General features: G+C 58.2%; 14 protein-coding genes and 1 tRNA gene. 5 read left to right on the plus strand and 10 right to left on the minus strand.

The window, feature by feature from the left end; translation table 11 throughout:
- Positions 1–23 precede the first annotated feature (23 nt).
- Positions 24–1,025, minus strand: a complete 1,002-nt coding sequence (gene trxA, locus ASD99_RS25010; protein WP_056585609.1) for a thioredoxin — start codon at positions 1,023–1,025, stop codon at positions 24–26.
- Between the two features lie 84 nt (positions 1,026–1,109).
- The gene (locus tag ASD99_RS25015; RefSeq protein WP_056586787.1) at positions 1,110–1,607 is read right to left on the minus strand and encodes a prolyl-tRNA synthetase associated domain-containing protein; all 498 of its coding nucleotides are present in this window, start codon (positions 1,605–1,607) and stop codon (positions 1,110–1,112) included.
- A gap of 261 nt (positions 1,608–1,868) precedes the next feature.
- Between ASD99_RS25015 and ASD99_RS25020 the strand changes: the two genes are divergently transcribed.
- The 3 genes from ASD99_RS25020 (at position 1,869) to ASD99_RS25030 (ending at position 4,643) form a co-directional block, all read left to right on the plus strand.
- A tRNA-Gly gene (locus ASD99_RS25020) sits at positions 1,869–1,943 on the plus strand.
- 308 nt (positions 1,944–2,251) lie between these two features.
- On the plus strand, positions 2,252–3,526 hold the full coding sequence (locus ASD99_RS25025) for an ImmA/IrrE family metallo-endopeptidase (protein ID WP_244497890.1): 1,275 nt from the start codon (positions 2,252–2,254) through the stop codon (positions 3,524–3,526).
- 4 nt (positions 3,527–3,530) lie between these two features.
- Positions 3,531–4,643, plus strand: a complete 1,113-nt coding sequence (locus tag ASD99_RS25030) for a beta family protein (RefSeq protein WP_082583415.1) — start codon at positions 3,531–3,533, stop codon at positions 4,641–4,643.
- An 82-nt stretch (positions 4,644–4,725) separates the two neighbouring features.
- Here ASD99_RS25030 and ASD99_RS25035 read toward each other — a convergent pair whose 3' ends face one another.
- Positions 4,726–4,932 (minus strand): helix-turn-helix domain-containing protein, encoded by a 207-nt coding sequence (locus ASD99_RS25035; RefSeq protein WP_057145227.1) that lies wholly within the window; start codon positions 4,930–4,932, stop codon positions 4,726–4,728.
- Positions 4,933–5,073: 141 nt separating this feature from the next.
- Between ASD99_RS25035 and ASD99_RS25040 the strand changes: the two genes are divergently transcribed.
- Positions 5,074–5,805 (plus strand): hypothetical protein, encoded by a 732-nt coding sequence (locus ASD99_RS25040; RefSeq protein ID WP_057145228.1) that lies wholly within the window; start codon positions 5,074–5,076, stop codon positions 5,803–5,805.
- Positions 5,806–5,873: 68 nt separating this feature from the next.
- On the plus strand, positions 5,874–6,434 hold the full coding sequence (locus ASD99_RS25045; protein ID WP_156389069.1) for a hypothetical protein: 561 nt from the start codon (positions 5,874–5,876) through the stop codon (positions 6,432–6,434).
- 195 nt (positions 6,435–6,629) lie between these two features.
- Here the strand turns inward: ASD99_RS25045 and ASD99_RS33645 are convergent, their stop codons facing one another.
- From ASD99_RS33645 to ASD99_RS32745, 7 genes are all read right to left on the minus strand, one after another.
- Positions 6,630–6,791, minus strand: a complete 162-nt coding sequence (locus ASD99_RS33645) for a hypothetical protein (RefSeq protein ID WP_156389070.1) — start codon at positions 6,789–6,791, stop codon at positions 6,630–6,632.
- Positions 6,792–7,007: 216 nt separating this feature from the next.
- Entirely contained in the window at positions 7,008–8,045 is a 1,038-nt protein-coding gene (locus ASD99_RS25050; protein ID WP_057145230.1) for a tyrosine-type recombinase/integrase, read from the minus strand.
- 560 nt (positions 8,046–8,605) lie between these two features.
- The gene (locus ASD99_RS25055; RefSeq protein ID WP_057145231.1) at positions 8,606–10,816 is read right to left on the minus strand and encodes a bifunctional DNA primase/polymerase; all 2,211 of its coding nucleotides are present in this window, start codon (positions 10,814–10,816) and stop codon (positions 8,606–8,608) included.
- Positions 10,809–11,021, minus strand: coding sequence for a helix-turn-helix domain-containing protein (locus ASD99_RS25060; RefSeq protein ID WP_057145232.1), 213 nt, complete (start codon positions 11,019–11,021; stop codon positions 10,809–10,811). Before ASD99_RS25060 ends, ASD99_RS25055 begins: the two co-directional genes overlap by 8 nt.
- A gap of 77 nt (positions 11,022–11,098) precedes the next feature.
- Positions 11,099–11,617, minus strand: a complete 519-nt coding sequence (locus tag ASD99_RS25065; RefSeq protein ID WP_156389071.1) for a hypothetical protein — start codon at positions 11,615–11,617, stop codon at positions 11,099–11,101.
- 346 nt (positions 11,618–11,963) lie between these two features.
- Complete coding sequence (locus ASD99_RS25070; RefSeq protein ID WP_057145234.1) at positions 11,964–12,728, minus strand: hypothetical protein; 765 nt, start codon at positions 12,726–12,728, stop codon at positions 11,964–11,966.
- Positions 12,728–15,019: an N-6 DNA methylase gene (locus tag ASD99_RS32745; RefSeq protein ID WP_244497891.1), complete on the minus strand. Its 2,292-nt coding sequence runs from the start codon at positions 15,017–15,019 to the stop codon at positions 12,728–12,730. The genes ASD99_RS25070 and ASD99_RS32745 overlap by 1 nt, the downstream gene beginning before the upstream one ends.
- Between the last annotated feature and the right edge of the window lie 216 nt (positions 15,020–15,235).

Consider the following 15,235-nt stretch of genomic DNA (forward strand, 5'->3'; position numbering starts at 1 on the left):
AGCCCGTGCGGCAAAACAACCGCTCAGGAAAACAGCAACGCCGACAGTTTGCGGCGCGCGCTAAGCGTCGCCTCGTCGGTCATGCCCCAGGCCTCGAACAGCTGCAGCAATTGCGTCCTGGCGCCGTCCTCGTTCCACGTCCGGTCCGCCTTGATGATGGCCAGCAGATTGTCGGCGGCCGCCGTGCGGTCGCCGTTGGCGTTCTGGATCATGGCCAGGTCGAAGCGCGCCTGATGGTCCTTGGGATTTTCCGCCAGCCGCCGCTCGAACTCGGCCGGATTGCCAAGGGCGGCCGCTTGGGCTGCCAGCGCCATCTTGGCGCGCAGGGCGGCCAGCGGCGGTGCATCCTTCTTGGCTTCCGGCGCTGTTGCCAAAAGCGCCTCTGCGCCTTCCGTGTCGCCGGCCTCGAACAGCAGTTCGCCCAGCCCGGCGATTGCCTCGATCGTCTCCGGCGCCTGCGCCAGGACGGCGTCATAAATGTCGGCCGCGGTCTGCATGTCGCCGGCGTCGCGCGCCTCGGTAGCCGCGGCCAGGGCCTCGGCCACCGGCGGCGCGCCATCGCCCTTGCCGCCGACCTTGGTGATGAATTCGTTGATCTGGCTCTCCGGGATGGCGCCCATGAAGCCGTCGACCGGCTGGCCGTCCTTGAAGGCGATGACCGCGGGAATCGACTGGATGCCGAGCTGGCCGGCGATCGAGGGATGGTCGTCGATGTTCATCTTGACCAGCTTGACCTTGCCGCCGGCGGCCTTCACCGCCTTCTCCAGCTGCGGCGTCAGCTGCTTGCAAGGTCCGCACCAGGGCGCCCAGAAATCGACCAGCACCGGCTGGCGGCGCGATTCCTGGATGACGTCGGCGGCAAATGCGGCTGTCGTCGTGTCCTTGATGACATCGGCCGGAGCTGCGGGCACATCGCCAAGCGCGACTTTCGCCGGCGCCGGCGCGGTTCCGCCATATTGCACGGAAGTGGTGTACTGACCGCCATTGCCGCCAAAGGGGCCGCCAAACGGATTGTTGTCGCTCATCTCTTTACCCTTCCATGACGCGGCCGGCCGGCAGCCAGGCGCCACATGCTTCAGACCATCGGTTTCAAGCCATCCATGTGGCGATCACGCGGAGACTTTCAAGATAGCAGCATCGTGCCCGGTTGCCTCGACGAATTTGATCAGGTCGCCCGCCGCGATCGATGTCGTCGCCTCATTGGTCAGCGGATGCCCATTGATCACCGCATGCTCCATCAAATCCTTGTCGAGCACGAGCTTGACCCTGTTTGTCGTATCGTTGATGACGCCAAAGACCGTGACCGCGCCCGGCGTGACGCCGAGAAGCTCCATCAGCATCTCCGGTTTGCCGAAGGAAACGCGGCCGGCGGCGCCGATCACCTGGTGGATCTGCTTCAGGTCGACAACCGCGTCCTCGCCGACGGTGACCAGGAAGAAATTGTCCTTCTTGTCCTTCAGGAAGAGGTTTTTCGTGTGCCCGCCGGCGATTTCGCCACGCAGCGCCTGCGAATCGGCGACCGTGTAGAGCGGCGGATGGCGTTTCGTCGACACGGCGATGCCGAGATCGGCGAGAAAGGCAAAAAGGTCGGCTTCGGTCTTCGGCATCGGTCTCGTCTTCGTCCCGTTTCTCAAGCCAATGCCGTTTACGGCCAATCGGGCGGCCGACACAAGACCGTCATGCGACATCACGGTGAGCGGCACCGCCTTCGCGGTGGCGCGCCCGCCGCCCGCCACTCGCGCCCGCAACAGTGCCGGCGGCTTGCGGACATCGCCCGCCGCTTCGCAAAAAAAGCCTGCGATTTCCCTGTTGCAATCGCCGCGCTCTTCAGCCATATAGGCCCGGCTTGCGGCCAAGACGCCGTGCGAGCGGGTGTAGCTCAGGGGTAGAGCACAACCTTGCCAAGGTTGGGGTCGAGCGTTCGAATCGCTTCACCCGCTCCAGTTTCCTTACAGGGGAATCAAGCATCGAAAAGCCGCGGTCCGCCGCGGCTTTTTCGCGTTTCTGGGCGGTTGAAATTCGGGACCAACGAAGCGCCTCAATAGATCTCGGTTACACGTGGGTTACCAATTCGCGGATTCAACGCAGCGTGGAATCGCGGCGGCGCTGAAGTTGCTCGCCGGCAGCAGACGTGAGCCCGATGAAGCAGGCACGAAGCAGATTGGGCCCTATGCAGCTCAATGAGCAATAGTTCCAATATGGCCTATACCACAACAATTATGTTGTGGTATGTAAGGCAATGGCCTTAGGCATGATTCTCAACGAGCGGGACCTACGAGAAGCGCGGAACAGCGTCGCCGTGCTAGATGCCGCCTTGAGTTCTGAGCGTGCGCTTGAGCCAATGGTGAAGGGCTTGCCACCTGAGGTCGTTGTCCAAGTGGCGCGAGCCATGAAGGCCGAACGCACAGAACTGGCCGAGGTTATCGGGGCATATGAAAGTGCCAAGGATGGCGGCGATCATCGTCCACTTCAGAAACGGGCGGGCACTGATCCCGGCTTGACTATGATTGTTGCTCGCATTGCGAAAGGGATGTCGCAGCGAGACTTGGCTTGGCGACTTGGCATCAAGGAACAACAGGTTCAGCGATATGAGGCCGACCGATACAGAACCATAAGCCTCAAGAACTATGAGCGAGTCGCCACCCTTCTGGGTGTAAATCTCCGAGCAGAGATCTCCGAAATCAGAGAACTTCGCGGGCTGGATCTGGTCATCGATGATGTCTCCAAGGAGGACATCAGGAAAATACTGAAGCACGGTCAGGAGAATGGTTGGTTTTCTGAGAGTGCGGACAAGGAAGAACTGCGCCGGTTTATAGCGGAGAACAGGATCGCATTCGGCAGCCCGTCACTCCTGCGTACGGGCTTGAACGTCAAGGACCATAGTGAGGACATCCTTCTCCATGCGTGGCGGGCTAGGGTCACAAACCGGGCGCTGGAAACCATTGATACGAGCAAGCCACGGTTTATACCGCTTGACGTTACATGGCTTCCTGACCTCGCTCGCCAAAGTGTGTTTGCTGACGGGCCGAAACGTGCACGGGACATACTTCTAGAGCACGGTATTGTTCTAGTGGCCGAGCGGCAGATTGCCGGCTTGGCTATAGACGGCGCGGCGTTCCTGGTCGATGGAATCCCGGTGATTGGCGTGACGCTGCGGCGAGACGCACTGGATAATTTCTGGTTCACGCTTTTGCATGAGATAGCCCATGCCATTTTGCACTATCGCACAGGTTTGGCCGTTGGTTTCTTTGATCAGACGGAAGCGGAATCGCTTGATGATCAGGAAGCGGAAGCCGATGCGTTCGCGTCAAATATCCTCATTCCTGAGGAGAGGTGGCGTAGGTCTGCCGCTCGTATTGCCCAATCGCCAGACGTAATTGAGCGATTTGCTGCGGAAATCGGTGTCCATCCTGCGATTGTGTTTGGACGAATCAGAAAAGAACGAAATGATTATTCGCTCTTCTCCCAGAAGATCGGATTAGGGCAGGTGCGAAATATACTGATTGCAGGAGCCAAAGGAAGGTAATTCAATGCTTCCATACTACCCCGGCCTGCGTTTCAAGCAGGGTGAATACACCGCCGCAGGCAAGCTGCCTCATGATGCTCAGCGGTTCGTTGAGCCTCGCTTCGTCGTGCCGTCTCTGACCGAGTTTGACCCTGCACTGGAACGAACACCCAAGGTGGATGAAATTGCTCATGAAACCGGCCACCGAGTCGGAAAGCATTGGCCGTTCAAACGGGCATTCTTGGATACGCACTTCATCGCACGGGACCTTGGCGACGTAGGCCTTCTGCGTCTCTTCCGTACGGTGTGGCGGCGGAACGCAGAGATAGTGCCGGTGGCTAGATTGACGGACTTGGCTAACCCGCTGTTCCGGAACCTTTGGTGTAATGGTTCAACAAAACTTGCTGTGCTCGTCGGTTACGAACAAGCGGACGGAAAGGTGATCACCGATGCGCTGAAGACCGCAGGTTTGGAACCGTCAGACTGCGTTATTTTCGTTGATTTCACGGGTGCCCCCCTTGATCCAAAAATAGCAACAGGTTCGGTGAGTGGCGTACTTGATCGCGTTGGTGAAGTGGGTCTTTGGCAACGCGTTGTGTTTCAGGGCTCCAATTTTCCCAAGAAGAACCCAGCTGCACCAGGTAAGACGGAACTCATTCCACGTCACGAATGGGAAGTCTTCCATGCCGCGTTGAAGGAATGCGGCATACCGCCTGACCGACTAGGCTACGGCGATTTCGGTGCTGACCACGGGAAGATGGCTTTTCCCCGTAAGAAGGGCGGCGGGCGGGCGCACCGACAGCTCCGCTATACAACTCCCACCAATACATTTGTGGTGCGCGGCGCTGACACGGGAAGAGATGCCGATGTAATGTCCGATGTCTGCAAGCGGATCGTAGAGAGCGAACACTTCGCAGGGCAGGCATTTTCGGCGGCGGACGACCGCATCTACTGCCTCGCGAAAGGCATCATCCCAGCACCGGGTAGTGCATCTAATTGGCGCGAATGGAACATGCTGCATCACATGATGCGAGTAATCCGTGACCTCGGTGCGCTAACCGGTGTCGAGTTTTCGCCGGGCCACGTAACGGCGGAATCTGGCCAACATTCGCTGTTTGAGGACAACCTAGTCAACTAATATGGCCGGCTGAACCGCTTAGGCCGGCCAACGGCAACAAGGCTGTTGATTAGCCTCTGAGATACATACCCCCAACTAGAGACTAGATATCGTTGCATTCCGCCGTGGTAATCAACTCCGAAGGATCGACACCAATTGCCCTACTTACGGCGACAAATTCGGCAACATCGAGCCGCCGCTCACCAAGCTCGAATTTCGATACGAACGTCTGGCGTTGTCCCAGCCGTTTCCCAAGCTCTACCTGTGTTATGCCCGCGTCCTTTCGAGCCTGCACAAGCAGTTCGATCATTCGTTGATAGAGATCGGATCGAAGTGAGGACAACGGAAACGCCAGTGCTGAGACCAGCGCTTCAATAGAACCCGAATTTGGAGTACCCCAAATTAGGGTATTCTGGCATGCTCCCGCCGAGAGAGATTCGGGGCGGGGAACGTGAAGCATCAATACGTCGGGGACATCAGCGACTATCGGAAATATGCACTCCTGCGGGCGCTGTCGGGGGGTGGCGTTAACCGGGTCGGCGTCTGCTGGATGCTGACGCCCTCAGACGGGAGCTCCGATGGCGGCAAGCTGGCCTATCTCAAACAGCCTGAACGGTATCGGCACTTCGACCCAGAACTGTTCGACATTCTGGCTCACGCCGCTTCGGAGCCGGATCGTCGCCGTTTGCAGAGTATCGAGGACAGCGGGGCGATCCCCAACGCCTCCTACTATAATGACATGCTGCCAGACGATGCCGCCTGCCGCACTGCCTTCATGGAGCGCTGCGCGTCGGAGTTCCGCGACGCCGAGCTGGTGTTCTTCGATCCCGACAACGGCTTGGAGGTGTCGCTGCCGAAAGGCCGCAAAAACTCATCCAAATATCTGTACCTCGATGAGGTGGCGGCGTTCTATGAAGCGGGCAAGTCGCTGCTGATCTACCAACACTTTCCGCACGTCGAACGACGGACATTCATTACCGCTTCCGCGTCACGCTTACACGCTGTCGCCGCCGGCGCGGCAGTCTGGACGCTCACCACCGCACATGTGGTGTTCTTCCTGCTCGTCCACCCTGAGAGTCCTACCCGTCTGGCGATCGCAGCAATGGAGGCCTGCAACAACATCGACCCGGTGTTCGTCCGAGGCGAGTATCTCGGCTGTCGACGCGACGCTGCCAATAATTGACAGTGGATTTCGCGCATGATTTTTCCAATTATGACGCTTTTTCAATAGGATGTTGGGCGGGTAAATTCATGACAAAGACGACGCTGGCACGATCTGCATTCCTCCTATCGGTAATGGCACTCGCCGCCTGTACGCCGGTCGAGACAAAAACATCGCTGCTCACCCCCGCCACAGGCACGGTCCGCTCGGCCGGTCCCGGCGACGTCGTGTTGAACTTCCAGTCCCGGCGCTCTCTACCCAACATCGTCGGCAAGGCCGACCTGTTCGGCCGCACGACTGATGCCGGGCACACGACAGTCCGATTTCTCGGTACGCGTGGCGCACAGGCAGTTTTTGAACGGTCGGACGTAACAGTCGAGAGCAACGCAACCACGATGAGCGAAACGCCACTCATTCTCCCCAACACTACCAACACCAACGTGAATGGCACGATCGGTGGAACTCCGGTTTCTGCCACGGCAACGTCAACCTCCTTCCAATACATCCCCGCGCGCGGCTCATCCCAATATGCAACTGCGGCGCAGCCGATCCAGATCGCGCTCGGGAAGGGCCAAAGCGTAAAGGTCGAAGGTAGAACGCTGCGGGTTATCCGCGTCTCGCCGACCTCTGTTGATTATCGGATCGAGTGACGGGTGGCGCTGCGGGTAGCGCGTATTCGCTGTCGACCCTTACCAGGGCCAAACGGGTCCCATCGACCTACTGTACTATTGCTGTTGCAAGGGGGGAGGGTCGAGGCGCGCGCCCGGAGAGAAAGCGCAGATACGAAAATGCGGCGATCGAAGGTCGACCGCCGCATAGGGGAGGCACAGCTGTGTGGTGACGGCTTATTCCGGCTCGATGGCGATGTGATCGACCGACTCACACTCCCCAAACTCTTCCAGGGCCCATTCGATCTCGGTTGCGTCCAGTTCCATGACCTTCGCGGCGGCTTCGATCGGCATCCATTCCTCATTGCCGGTCCGCTTGTCCCTGATCAGGATGTGCATCGATCTCTCCTTACTGTCCAACAGGACAGTAAAACACAGCGCGAATGCCGGCACAATTATATGAGTGATATCAGCATGTTATCGTGATTTTAATTGTTGCACAGGTGCACTGCCCGCTGCGCACCGCTATGGGCGGTGCGGGCCGCGTGGCCGGCGCTGGCGGCTACACGCTAGGCGTACGGCCCGGCGGGCTGACGCGTAGCCATGCGTACGGGCTTACCCGCTATAGGCCCGGTCCAGCGCGGCGATGGCTGCGCTGCCATCGCGCACGGCCTGGGTGTAGTGGCCGAGCGTCACCGTGGGATTGGCATGACCAGCGATCTGCGCCACAAGGCCAATCTCGATGCCCTGCGCCTGGAGCATCGAAATAAACGAATGCCGGGCAGAGTGGGGCGTCACATAGGGCAGGCCGAGCGCGGCGAACACCGGTGCCCAGTAGCGCTTCCGAAAATTCTGATAAAGCAGTGGGCCGCCCCCGCCGATACGGGGCTTCGGCCATTCCTGTAGCCGCCCAGGGCCTGGGAAAACGCGATGCAGCTCCCTGCCCAACCTTGGGCAACGAACCCGCCATGCCAGCAGCATCTCGCGAAGTACGGCGCTCATCGGGATCTCGCGGGTGCCGGCCTCCGTTTTGGTCATCTCAGTCAACGAGCCGTCGCGCTCCTGGATGCGGCGGATGCGGATCACGTTCCTATCGAAATCCACTTCGGACCATAGCAAACCAAGTTGCTCGGACGGCCGAGTGCCGGCGAGGAAAGCGAAGGCGTAGTAGATGCCTTGTTCCAGATCGTTCTTGGCCGCCGCGATGAGCTTGGCGATATGCTCGGTAGTCAGGATCGACTTCTTGACCTTGTGGCGCGCCCTCGCGAGCCCGGTCGGCATTGAGGGCGCCCGGATGGAGAAATCTTCCTCTGCCAGTGCCAGGATCGATTTGAGGTGCGACTTCGCACGGTTGGCGGTATAGCTTCCACACTGCTCCGTGATGGTCTTGTGCCACACGCGGATCATCGCAGTTGTCAGGTCCGATAGCTTGATATGTCCAAGCAATTTGATGAAGCGGGCGTTCTTGGGCGGAATACCGGTCTCGGTGAAGTCCGCACGTTCCTGCCGGCTTCCTATCAGCAGCGGCCCCCGGATTGCGCCGTATACCACTACCTTGTAACCCATCAGCGTCGATGACTTGACGTTGCCTTCCTTTGTCTGGAGCCAGTGTTCGATGGCCTGCGCAACGGTTGGAGCCTTGCGTTCATCCATGTAGCTGCCCTCCGCGACCTTAAGCAGCAGCGAGTTCCGGAACGCTTCGGCGTCCTTCTTGCGGTTGAAGGCGCGGCGGCGGCGCTGCCGGGTCAGCGGATCGCGATACTCGCAGTAATATTACGGATAGAGTGCGACCTTCCCGTCGCGCAGCTTCCGGCGACGCGTTGCGGTGGTGATGGACACGTTGAAGTCAGTCATGGCGTTGCTTGTTCAAAAGGAAAAAAGCGGGAACGAAAACACGCGTTGGTAACCAGCACAAGTAATCGCCAGAGCGGCCAGCGAGCCCGTGAAACGACCCAAACTGTAACCAGACGCGTAACCTCGGCATGTTGGGAAAGGTCGAAGCCGCGAGACGACGCGGCCTCGGATATCTCGGATTCCTCGGTCACCGAGGTTGAAATCGCAGCGTGAAAACTCGCGGCAAAGTGACGGTGTGGTGGTGGTGACGGCAGCCAGCGGGGGGCTAGCTGCCGGCCGCCAGTAGGGAAGTACCCCCTCCCGGACGCTCCAGACCCACGGGAGCCCAGACCACCGTCACATGCGTCACCGCCGTCACCTCAGAATTTCGGAGGCCCGCTGTCGTCGGGAGCCGAGAATATCCTGATCTTTTTACCCCGCCGATCTTTGCCGAGGAATTCGACGGTGACGCCGGCTTTGGCCATCGCCGGTTTCATGCGATTAAGCTGGTTTGAAAGATTGGAGGGCGTTTGCGGGAGGCCCTTTTCGAAGGCCCGATTTTGGTTGTCGACCAGTTCCGCAAACAGATCGCCAATATATCCCTGGAATGGCCCCCGACGCGTAAGCGCCCGCAACCTCATGAACAAAGGGTCGTCTTGGACGCGCTCAACAACGAATTCATGCTGGGCTTGGGCGATGGCGTCGATGATGACACCAGGTTTTTCGTCGAGGCCAATTTCGGCGGCAGCGACCCATCTGGCGGCATCGGCCATGCGAAGATTGCGCGGGGGCTCGATGGTGTCGTAGTTTCGGATGGCATATGACACGGCGGCGTAAAGCGCGCCCAAAATGCCGGGCAGAAGCTTGTCGAACTCGGCAAGCAATTCTGCCTCGGTTCTGCGCCCGCGTTCTGGCATAGGCGACAACTTGATCGGAATTGCCCGCTCCATCAGATCGGGCCGGTTGGCATATCCGGAAATCCCGTTGACAGCGAACGGGCGACAGTAACTCATCACGTAAAGGTCACCGTCGCTGTAGAGCTTGCGCACAGCAATGCCGCCACCGGTTGCCAGAGCGCACAAGGCATCGGACATCTCCGCCTTCATTCCCGACGCGTTGTCGAAGATGAGGAGTCGATACTCCTTTGCTTGAATCATCAAATCCTGAGGCTTGTCAGGCAGTCGCAAACGCATTGCCTTATTCGGGTCGATGATCCGTTTGATGATTTCGCAGACAAAGCTTTTGCCAGAACCCTGTTCACCTTCAACCAAGAGAATGAAGTACGGCCCTTCGGGATTCAGCGCATTGATGAGGAAGGCGATCAATAGTCGATAGTTGTGGTCGTCCAAACTAAGGAACGTTTGCAGAGCCCCAAGATCGCCTCCGTGTTGAGGCACCGGCAACGCTTCGAAGCCAGCGCCACGGACAAACTTGTGTGAGGCGCGTTGCCCGACTTGCCAGCCAGTTTGATTGACTTCAACAACGCTGCCGTTCGCCGTCCCCAGGTCGATGACCACGCCTTTCTTGTTACCGGCGATCCTTGCATGAACGGGCTGCGATTCGTGGTCGAACAGCGCGATGGCTTCCAGTGTCGCAGCCGCCTCCCTCAACGGCCCGCTACTAACCGGACGCTCCAGAGCATTGTGTGCCAGATGTCGTAACCACAGGCTGAACGACGACGATCCAACACGGATCGCCACGGACTGTCCCAGATGTGGTAAAGTGGCGAAAGCGGTGCCGTCGCCATCGTTGAACAGTACCATTGAGCTATTCAATGCAAGTGTCACTATCGCCGCAGTCAAGGAATTCGTCTGCTCCCCTCCGGCGTCGAAGTTCTTGTCTCGTGCGGATTCAATCCAACCGCGAAGCTCCAGGAGCGTATTGCCCTCATAGCCATCGGGCAGAAGTCCGGTGAAGATTTGGACGATCTCATCGTCCGTCGCGGCGGCCCGAACCAGAACTGCAGCCAAGGCGACACCAGCGTCGTGTGTGGCCTTCCCGGTAATGATGACGATAGCGTATTCGGATCCGATCGTCGCCTTAAGCAACTTAATCTGGTGTTCGGTGATTTCGGGAAGTTCCGAGAAATCGACTTCTAATAGTGGTTTCCCGTGCACCTCGTAGGGCCTGCCTGTGTCCGGATGGATTGATGGCGGCATGACCGTCATCTTTCCGGTGGCGAGGAAGTCGATATTGCCGAGGCCGGATTTACCTTGGATCACGGTATTTTTCAGCGATTTCGGAGCGCGGACGAAAATCGTTGCGCCTTTTTTGCCGCGCTTGCCTGCAAGAATAGCCTTGCGCTCCGCACGGTTCAGGCCGAGTAAATGAAGCGTAAACTTCGTCAGGCGATCATCGTCTACGTCGGCGGCCGCAAGGATCTTCTCGTCCCCAATAGGGACACCAAGAAGCAACCCAATATTCTTCTCCCGGAAGGTCGCAACCAACTCCTTCTGCTTCTCATCATTAGGAATACCGCCTAAATTCCCCTGCCAACCCGACTGAATAGGCGCTTTGCCGCTCACCGGGATCACGGGCAGGTTCCGCTCCCAATATTTGGGCGCTTCGTTTCCAAAGATACTGTCAGACATTTTCGCCTCCGATTTTAGAGGCGTTGATCGCCGCAATCACCTCAGAGAGGCGGACAAGTTTCCGGCTATTGAGAAGGGTGTAAGCCGGGATCGTACCCGCCTTCGCTGCGCGCCGCAGCGCCCATGGATGGATGCCAAGCGCCTTTGCTGCCTGAAGGATGGTAAGATAAGGCTCGACAGATATAGGGATGGTTGATTCAGGCATAGGTGCCTCCTTGTTGTTAAGAAGGCTGCCTAATATTCACACCGGCGCGGCCTGCGCACCGGAGAAAAATCCAGGATTTATCTCCTTCGCCGGGCTCCCATGGGGATCACATGATTATCAATGGCCACCCCGGCTCGTCGAAGGCCGTCAAAGACATCGGCTATCGGGTTGTAAAATTCGCCGAAATCTTCGCGGCCGTCGAACGAGTGTGCAGCGAGCAACTCATCGCGGTGGGCATTGAACTTGCGCACCAAATCTTTGGCAACAGCACCTTCAGGATCTTTTCCGGCCCCGCCCGGCATATCGATAACCGCATTGGCCAGCTTCTCTACCGCGACCGGTCGTTTCGCGTAAGCGGCCACAGAATACATGAAGGCCATCATTTCCAGCATGTCGTCGCGCCATAGCCCCGGCGCACCGCGTTGTGACTTCCGGCCGAGCAGGATAGCTACAGCTTGAGCCACACGCGCCTCGTCCGTGCGGTGTTGTTCATCGGGGTAACCCCGAACTATCGCACGTAAGATGATGCGAAGCGTCCGTTCGCTGCGTTCCAAAAGGAGTTCGGGCTTTGGCTCTTTCAAATTATCCTTGACCACGCTTTGTCGCCCACTCCTCCCCTCCCTGTGGAGGGCCTGCACCGGCAGCCTAGCCGCCGTCACGCACGTCACTGTCATCACCAACGTGACGCTGTGGCGGCGGTGACGCTACACTGCTGTCATGGTTGCGGCCAGTGTGGGGAGGGGTCGCGCGCCCATGTAGGTGCGCCGCTGCTGAAAAGCGTGATATGTGCGTAGCGGTGGCGCGGCGGGTATGATGGAAAAACGACGTATCGGGGAGCGGCTGCGGAATCGACCTATCCCATGTCAGATCCACGCCTGCGATGCGAGAAAACGAAGCGAAATTTCCGATCCATTGTTACTTTGATCGCAGCTTTCATCTCGGTCAAATAGGTCCACCCTGGGCGGCCGCCTCTATATCTTCCTCGCGGGGATACAGGGCTGTGACAGCGTTGTGCAATTCTTCTATGGCGCCGTGGAAAGGTTCATCTCGAAGTGTTTCAATGTCGAAGGACTGACAGAACGTGATGTCAGCGGCGGACATGTAATTCCTGTGTACGAAGTTCGCGGTGATCTCGTCCTCGAGCACCGCATATTCGCGTTCGTCTGGATCGGCGCTATCCCGTAGGAAGCGCTTATACAGCTGACCGATCACCGGCTGCATATGCATCTCAATATTGCGCACCTCACGCATCATCTCGGCAATTTCCTGATCTATGGCAGCCTGATCATTGAAGAACATGGTGCCGGTCGGATGTGCGATCTTGTTGCGGCGCTTCACGAATTTTGCGAATTCCCCCACTTGCTGATTGTTGCAGCCTGTCAGCTTTAGAAAGCGGAAAATCTGGGACTCCTTCAGCCTGTCGTAGAATTTGAACGGGCTTTCGCACTCCATTAAACTGCCTTCTTCCTCCGACCGGAAGCCGACCATTGCCATTGCGAACGGCTCAGGCCGGGCGAGCCTGATTTGCCAGATCGAAAAGCTGACAAAGCTCATGTATAGTAGGTGGAAGGCCAGGCTTGCGAACTCGTAACGTTCGGCTTCATAGTTCGTCCTGAAGGCCGACCAGAGAAATTCGAGGTAAGTCTGCTCATTCGCGTTCGCGAAGGATTGCGGAAGGTGTTCGCCGAGTTCAAGCGCCTCTTCCATCAGGCAACTTCCGCGTCTTCAAAGGCCTCACCCCAGATGTTGGCGATGGCCGCTTCGATCTTCTTTTCGAAGCGGCCGATCAGGTCGCGGTTGCCGTCAACGAGGATCCGCTCGGCTTCGATATCGGCGGCGATTGCCTTTTGCTCCTCAATGGGCGGCAACGGAATTTTGTAAGGGGAAAGGCTCTGGCGGGTGATTTGGGGTTGTGCCGATCCCGATATGGTCGAGGAGAGGTCAGAGGACAGCAGCAGCGCGTGCAGGAAATACTTGTCCAGCCTGTCGTCCTTAGGTGTCGCAACCATTGCGTTGCCCGTGACCCAAGATTTTGGCTGTGACATGTTGATCGTGCCGCATGTTGCCCCGCGACAGGTGATCAACACCTCGGGATGCTCATGATTGTACTGATCATAGCGTCCGATAATGCCATTTGCGCCGTAGACCACGTACTCGCCGTCTGCTTTCAAGTCTGAAGAAGTAATCGTCTTGGGCTGATACAGGTCGCACACGTCACCCAGAGTGAAAATCTCCCACTCGGGATCAGTCGGAATGTGGGGCCGGTAGTTATCGATGATAGCGCGGGCGCTATCGACGATGCGCTGATAGCTGTTGATCTCCGCCACGATCTCCCGCTGCACGTCCAATGGAGGAAGCGGAATCTTGAACTGCTCGACAAATGCCCTTGGCACGCGCTGCAAACCGCCCGTCCCTGTCATCTGCGGAATGGCGCGCGACCGAAAAGCCTCGTGCGTGATGCACCGATAAATCCACTGCGGAAGAACACGCTCTCCCGGTCGGAGCACGTAGAACTCACTCGATCCGAACCCGATCCCATTTTTCAGTTTCTTGGCAATGCCAGCCTTGCCGTTCTCGAAACAGGGAGTGACTTTCGCAAGCAGGACGTCGCCTTCCGCAAAATAGGTGTAGCTGTTGCCGACCTCACCTAGTTGCTTCGTTTCCTCAGAGTCGAAATCGATACGCCATTCGTTCAAAGTGGCCATCGGAACAAACGAGACTTCCGTGCTCGGGTCCATATTCCGCAGTTCGTTTTTCGGCGGGTTCAAGACAGAGATTTCGCCGATCGGTACACGAGGAATTTCAAATTGCTTGTGTTCCTCCTCGCGGTATCGTTCCCCAATGAGATTGTAGTCGCCGCCTGCTGCGAGCTGTTCCCGTGCCACCGCAAAGCCGAGAGGCGAGTCCAATTCCTCGCCACGGCCAGTCCGAGCAGCCGCCAACCATCCCGAAAGCTCTTCCTTCACCTGCGGCAGTTGCGCTCCCTTGATCGCCTTGCGCTGCGCACCGAGGGCGAAGCCGTCATTCTCGATTTTAAAGAAGGCGATGTGCTGGCTTGCCTTCGCAACGGCGCGGTCGAGTATCAGGATTGAGGTCTTCACACCGGAATAGGGGTTGAACACGCCTGCAGGCAACGAGATGACGGCGGCGAGATGGTTTCGTACCAGCATCTCGCGAAGCCGCACATACGCGCCCTGGCTCTGGAAGATAATGCCCTCGGGCACGATAACGGCGGCTCGGCCCTGCGGTGTCAGGTGTTCGGCGATATAGTCGACGAACAGGACCTCGCTGCGCTTCGACTGGACCTGAAACCGCGTGTGCGGCCTGATCCCCCCTTTCGGCGACATGAAGGGCGGATTGGCGAAGATGACATCGGCCATCTCGGTCCATTTCTCTTCACTGGTCAGCGTGTCATATTCTTCCACCTTCGGGTCTGCAAAACCATGCAGGTAAAGGTTCACGAGGCTAAGGCGCACCATGTCGGGCGAAATGTCATAGCCCTTGATGTTGCGCGCCAGGCGGTCACGATCTTCCGTCGTCAGCAGATCGCCCGGAAATCGCATGGGGCTTTCAAGCGCCTGTTCAGCAGCGTCGGTTTCCTCGCCTTTGGCGTTGCCGTTTATGACGTGGGTCGAGTTCGCCTTCAGAATGTGTTTGTAGGCCGAGATTAAGAAGCCGGCAGTGCCGCAGGCGGGATCGACAATCACCTCGTTCTTCTTTGGATCGATGACTTCGACCATGAAGTCGATGATATGGCGCGGTGTTCTGAACTGGCCGGCATCTCCCTGGCTGCCAAGCACCGACAGCAAGTACTCGAAGGCATCGCCGAGCCGCTCGCTATGGTCGTAGGTGAACGTGTTAATCTCGCGCAGAAAGCTACGGAGCGTTTCGGGATCGCGATAGGGCAGATAGGCGTTGCGGAAGATCGAGCGGAAGAGCGCCGGTAGGCGCTCGTTCTCGACCATCTTGGCGAGCGCCTCAGAATATGTGTTGAGCATGTCCTGCCCGGACACACCGGACGCGACCAGCTTCGACCATCGATATCGTTCGAACTCGCCGGTTGAGCTACTCCCCGATCTTCGGACAGATTTCTGGGTGGTTTAAGCTACTCTCCGCGCCTGCTGATCGGTTTCGATGCTGTTGAAGTAGACCACGGCGGGCGGCTGTCCGCCATGGGCTGCGTGAGGCCGCTGGTAGTTGTAGAAGATGATCCA

Source organism: Mesorhizobium sp. Root695 (assembly GCF_001428185.1).
GTDB lineage: Bacteria > Pseudomonadota > Alphaproteobacteria > Rhizobiales > Rhizobiaceae > Mesorhizobium.

What these genes read in the sequence shown, in the direction of transcription:
- trxA (WP_056585609.1), bottom strand. Translation starts at nt 1,025, where the DNA reads ATGAGCGACAACAATCCGTTTGGCGGCCCCTTTGGCGGCAATGGCGGT.
- ASD99_RS25015 (WP_056586787.1), bottom strand. Translation starts at nt 1,607, where the DNA reads ATGCCGAAGACCGAAGCCGACCTTTTTGCCTTTCTCGCCGATCTCGGC.
- ASD99_RS25025 (WP_244497890.1), top strand. Translation starts at nt 2,252, where the DNA reads ATGATTCTCAACGAGCGGGACCTACGAGAAGCGCGGAACAGCGTCGCC.
- ASD99_RS25030 (WP_082583415.1), top strand. Translation starts at nt 3,531, where the DNA reads ATGCTTCCATACTACCCCGGCCTGCGTTTCAAGCAGGGTGAATACACC.
- ASD99_RS25035 (WP_057145227.1), bottom strand. Translation starts at nt 4,932, where the DNA reads ATGATCGAACTGCTTGTGCAGGCTCGAAAGGACGCGGGCATAACACAG.
- ASD99_RS25045 (WP_156389069.1), top strand. Translation starts at nt 5,874, where the DNA reads ATGACAAAGACGACGCTGGCACGATCTGCATTCCTCCTATCGGTAATG.
- ASD99_RS33645 (WP_156389070.1), bottom strand. Translation starts at nt 6,791, where the DNA reads ATGCACATCCTGATCAGGGACAAGCGGACCGGCAATGAGGAATGGATG.
- ASD99_RS25050 (WP_057145230.1), bottom strand. Translation starts at nt 8,045, where the DNA reads ATGGATGAACGCAAGGCTCCAACCGTTGCGCAGGCCATCGAACACTGG.
- ASD99_RS25055 (WP_057145231.1), bottom strand. Translation starts at nt 10,816, where the DNA reads ATGTCTGACAGTATCTTTGGAAACGAAGCGCCCAAATATTGGGAGCGG.
- ASD99_RS25060 (WP_057145232.1), bottom strand. Translation starts at nt 11,021, where the DNA reads ATGCCTGAATCAACCATCCCTATATCTGTCGAGCCTTATCTTACCATC.
- ASD99_RS25070 (WP_057145234.1), bottom strand. Translation starts at nt 12,728, where the DNA reads ATGGAAGAGGCGCTTGAACTCGGCGAACACCTTCCGCAATCCTTCGCG.
- ASD99_RS32745 (WP_244497891.1), bottom strand. Translation starts at nt 15,019, where the DNA reads ATGCTCAACACATATTCTGAGGCGCTCGCCAAGATGGTCGAGAACGAG.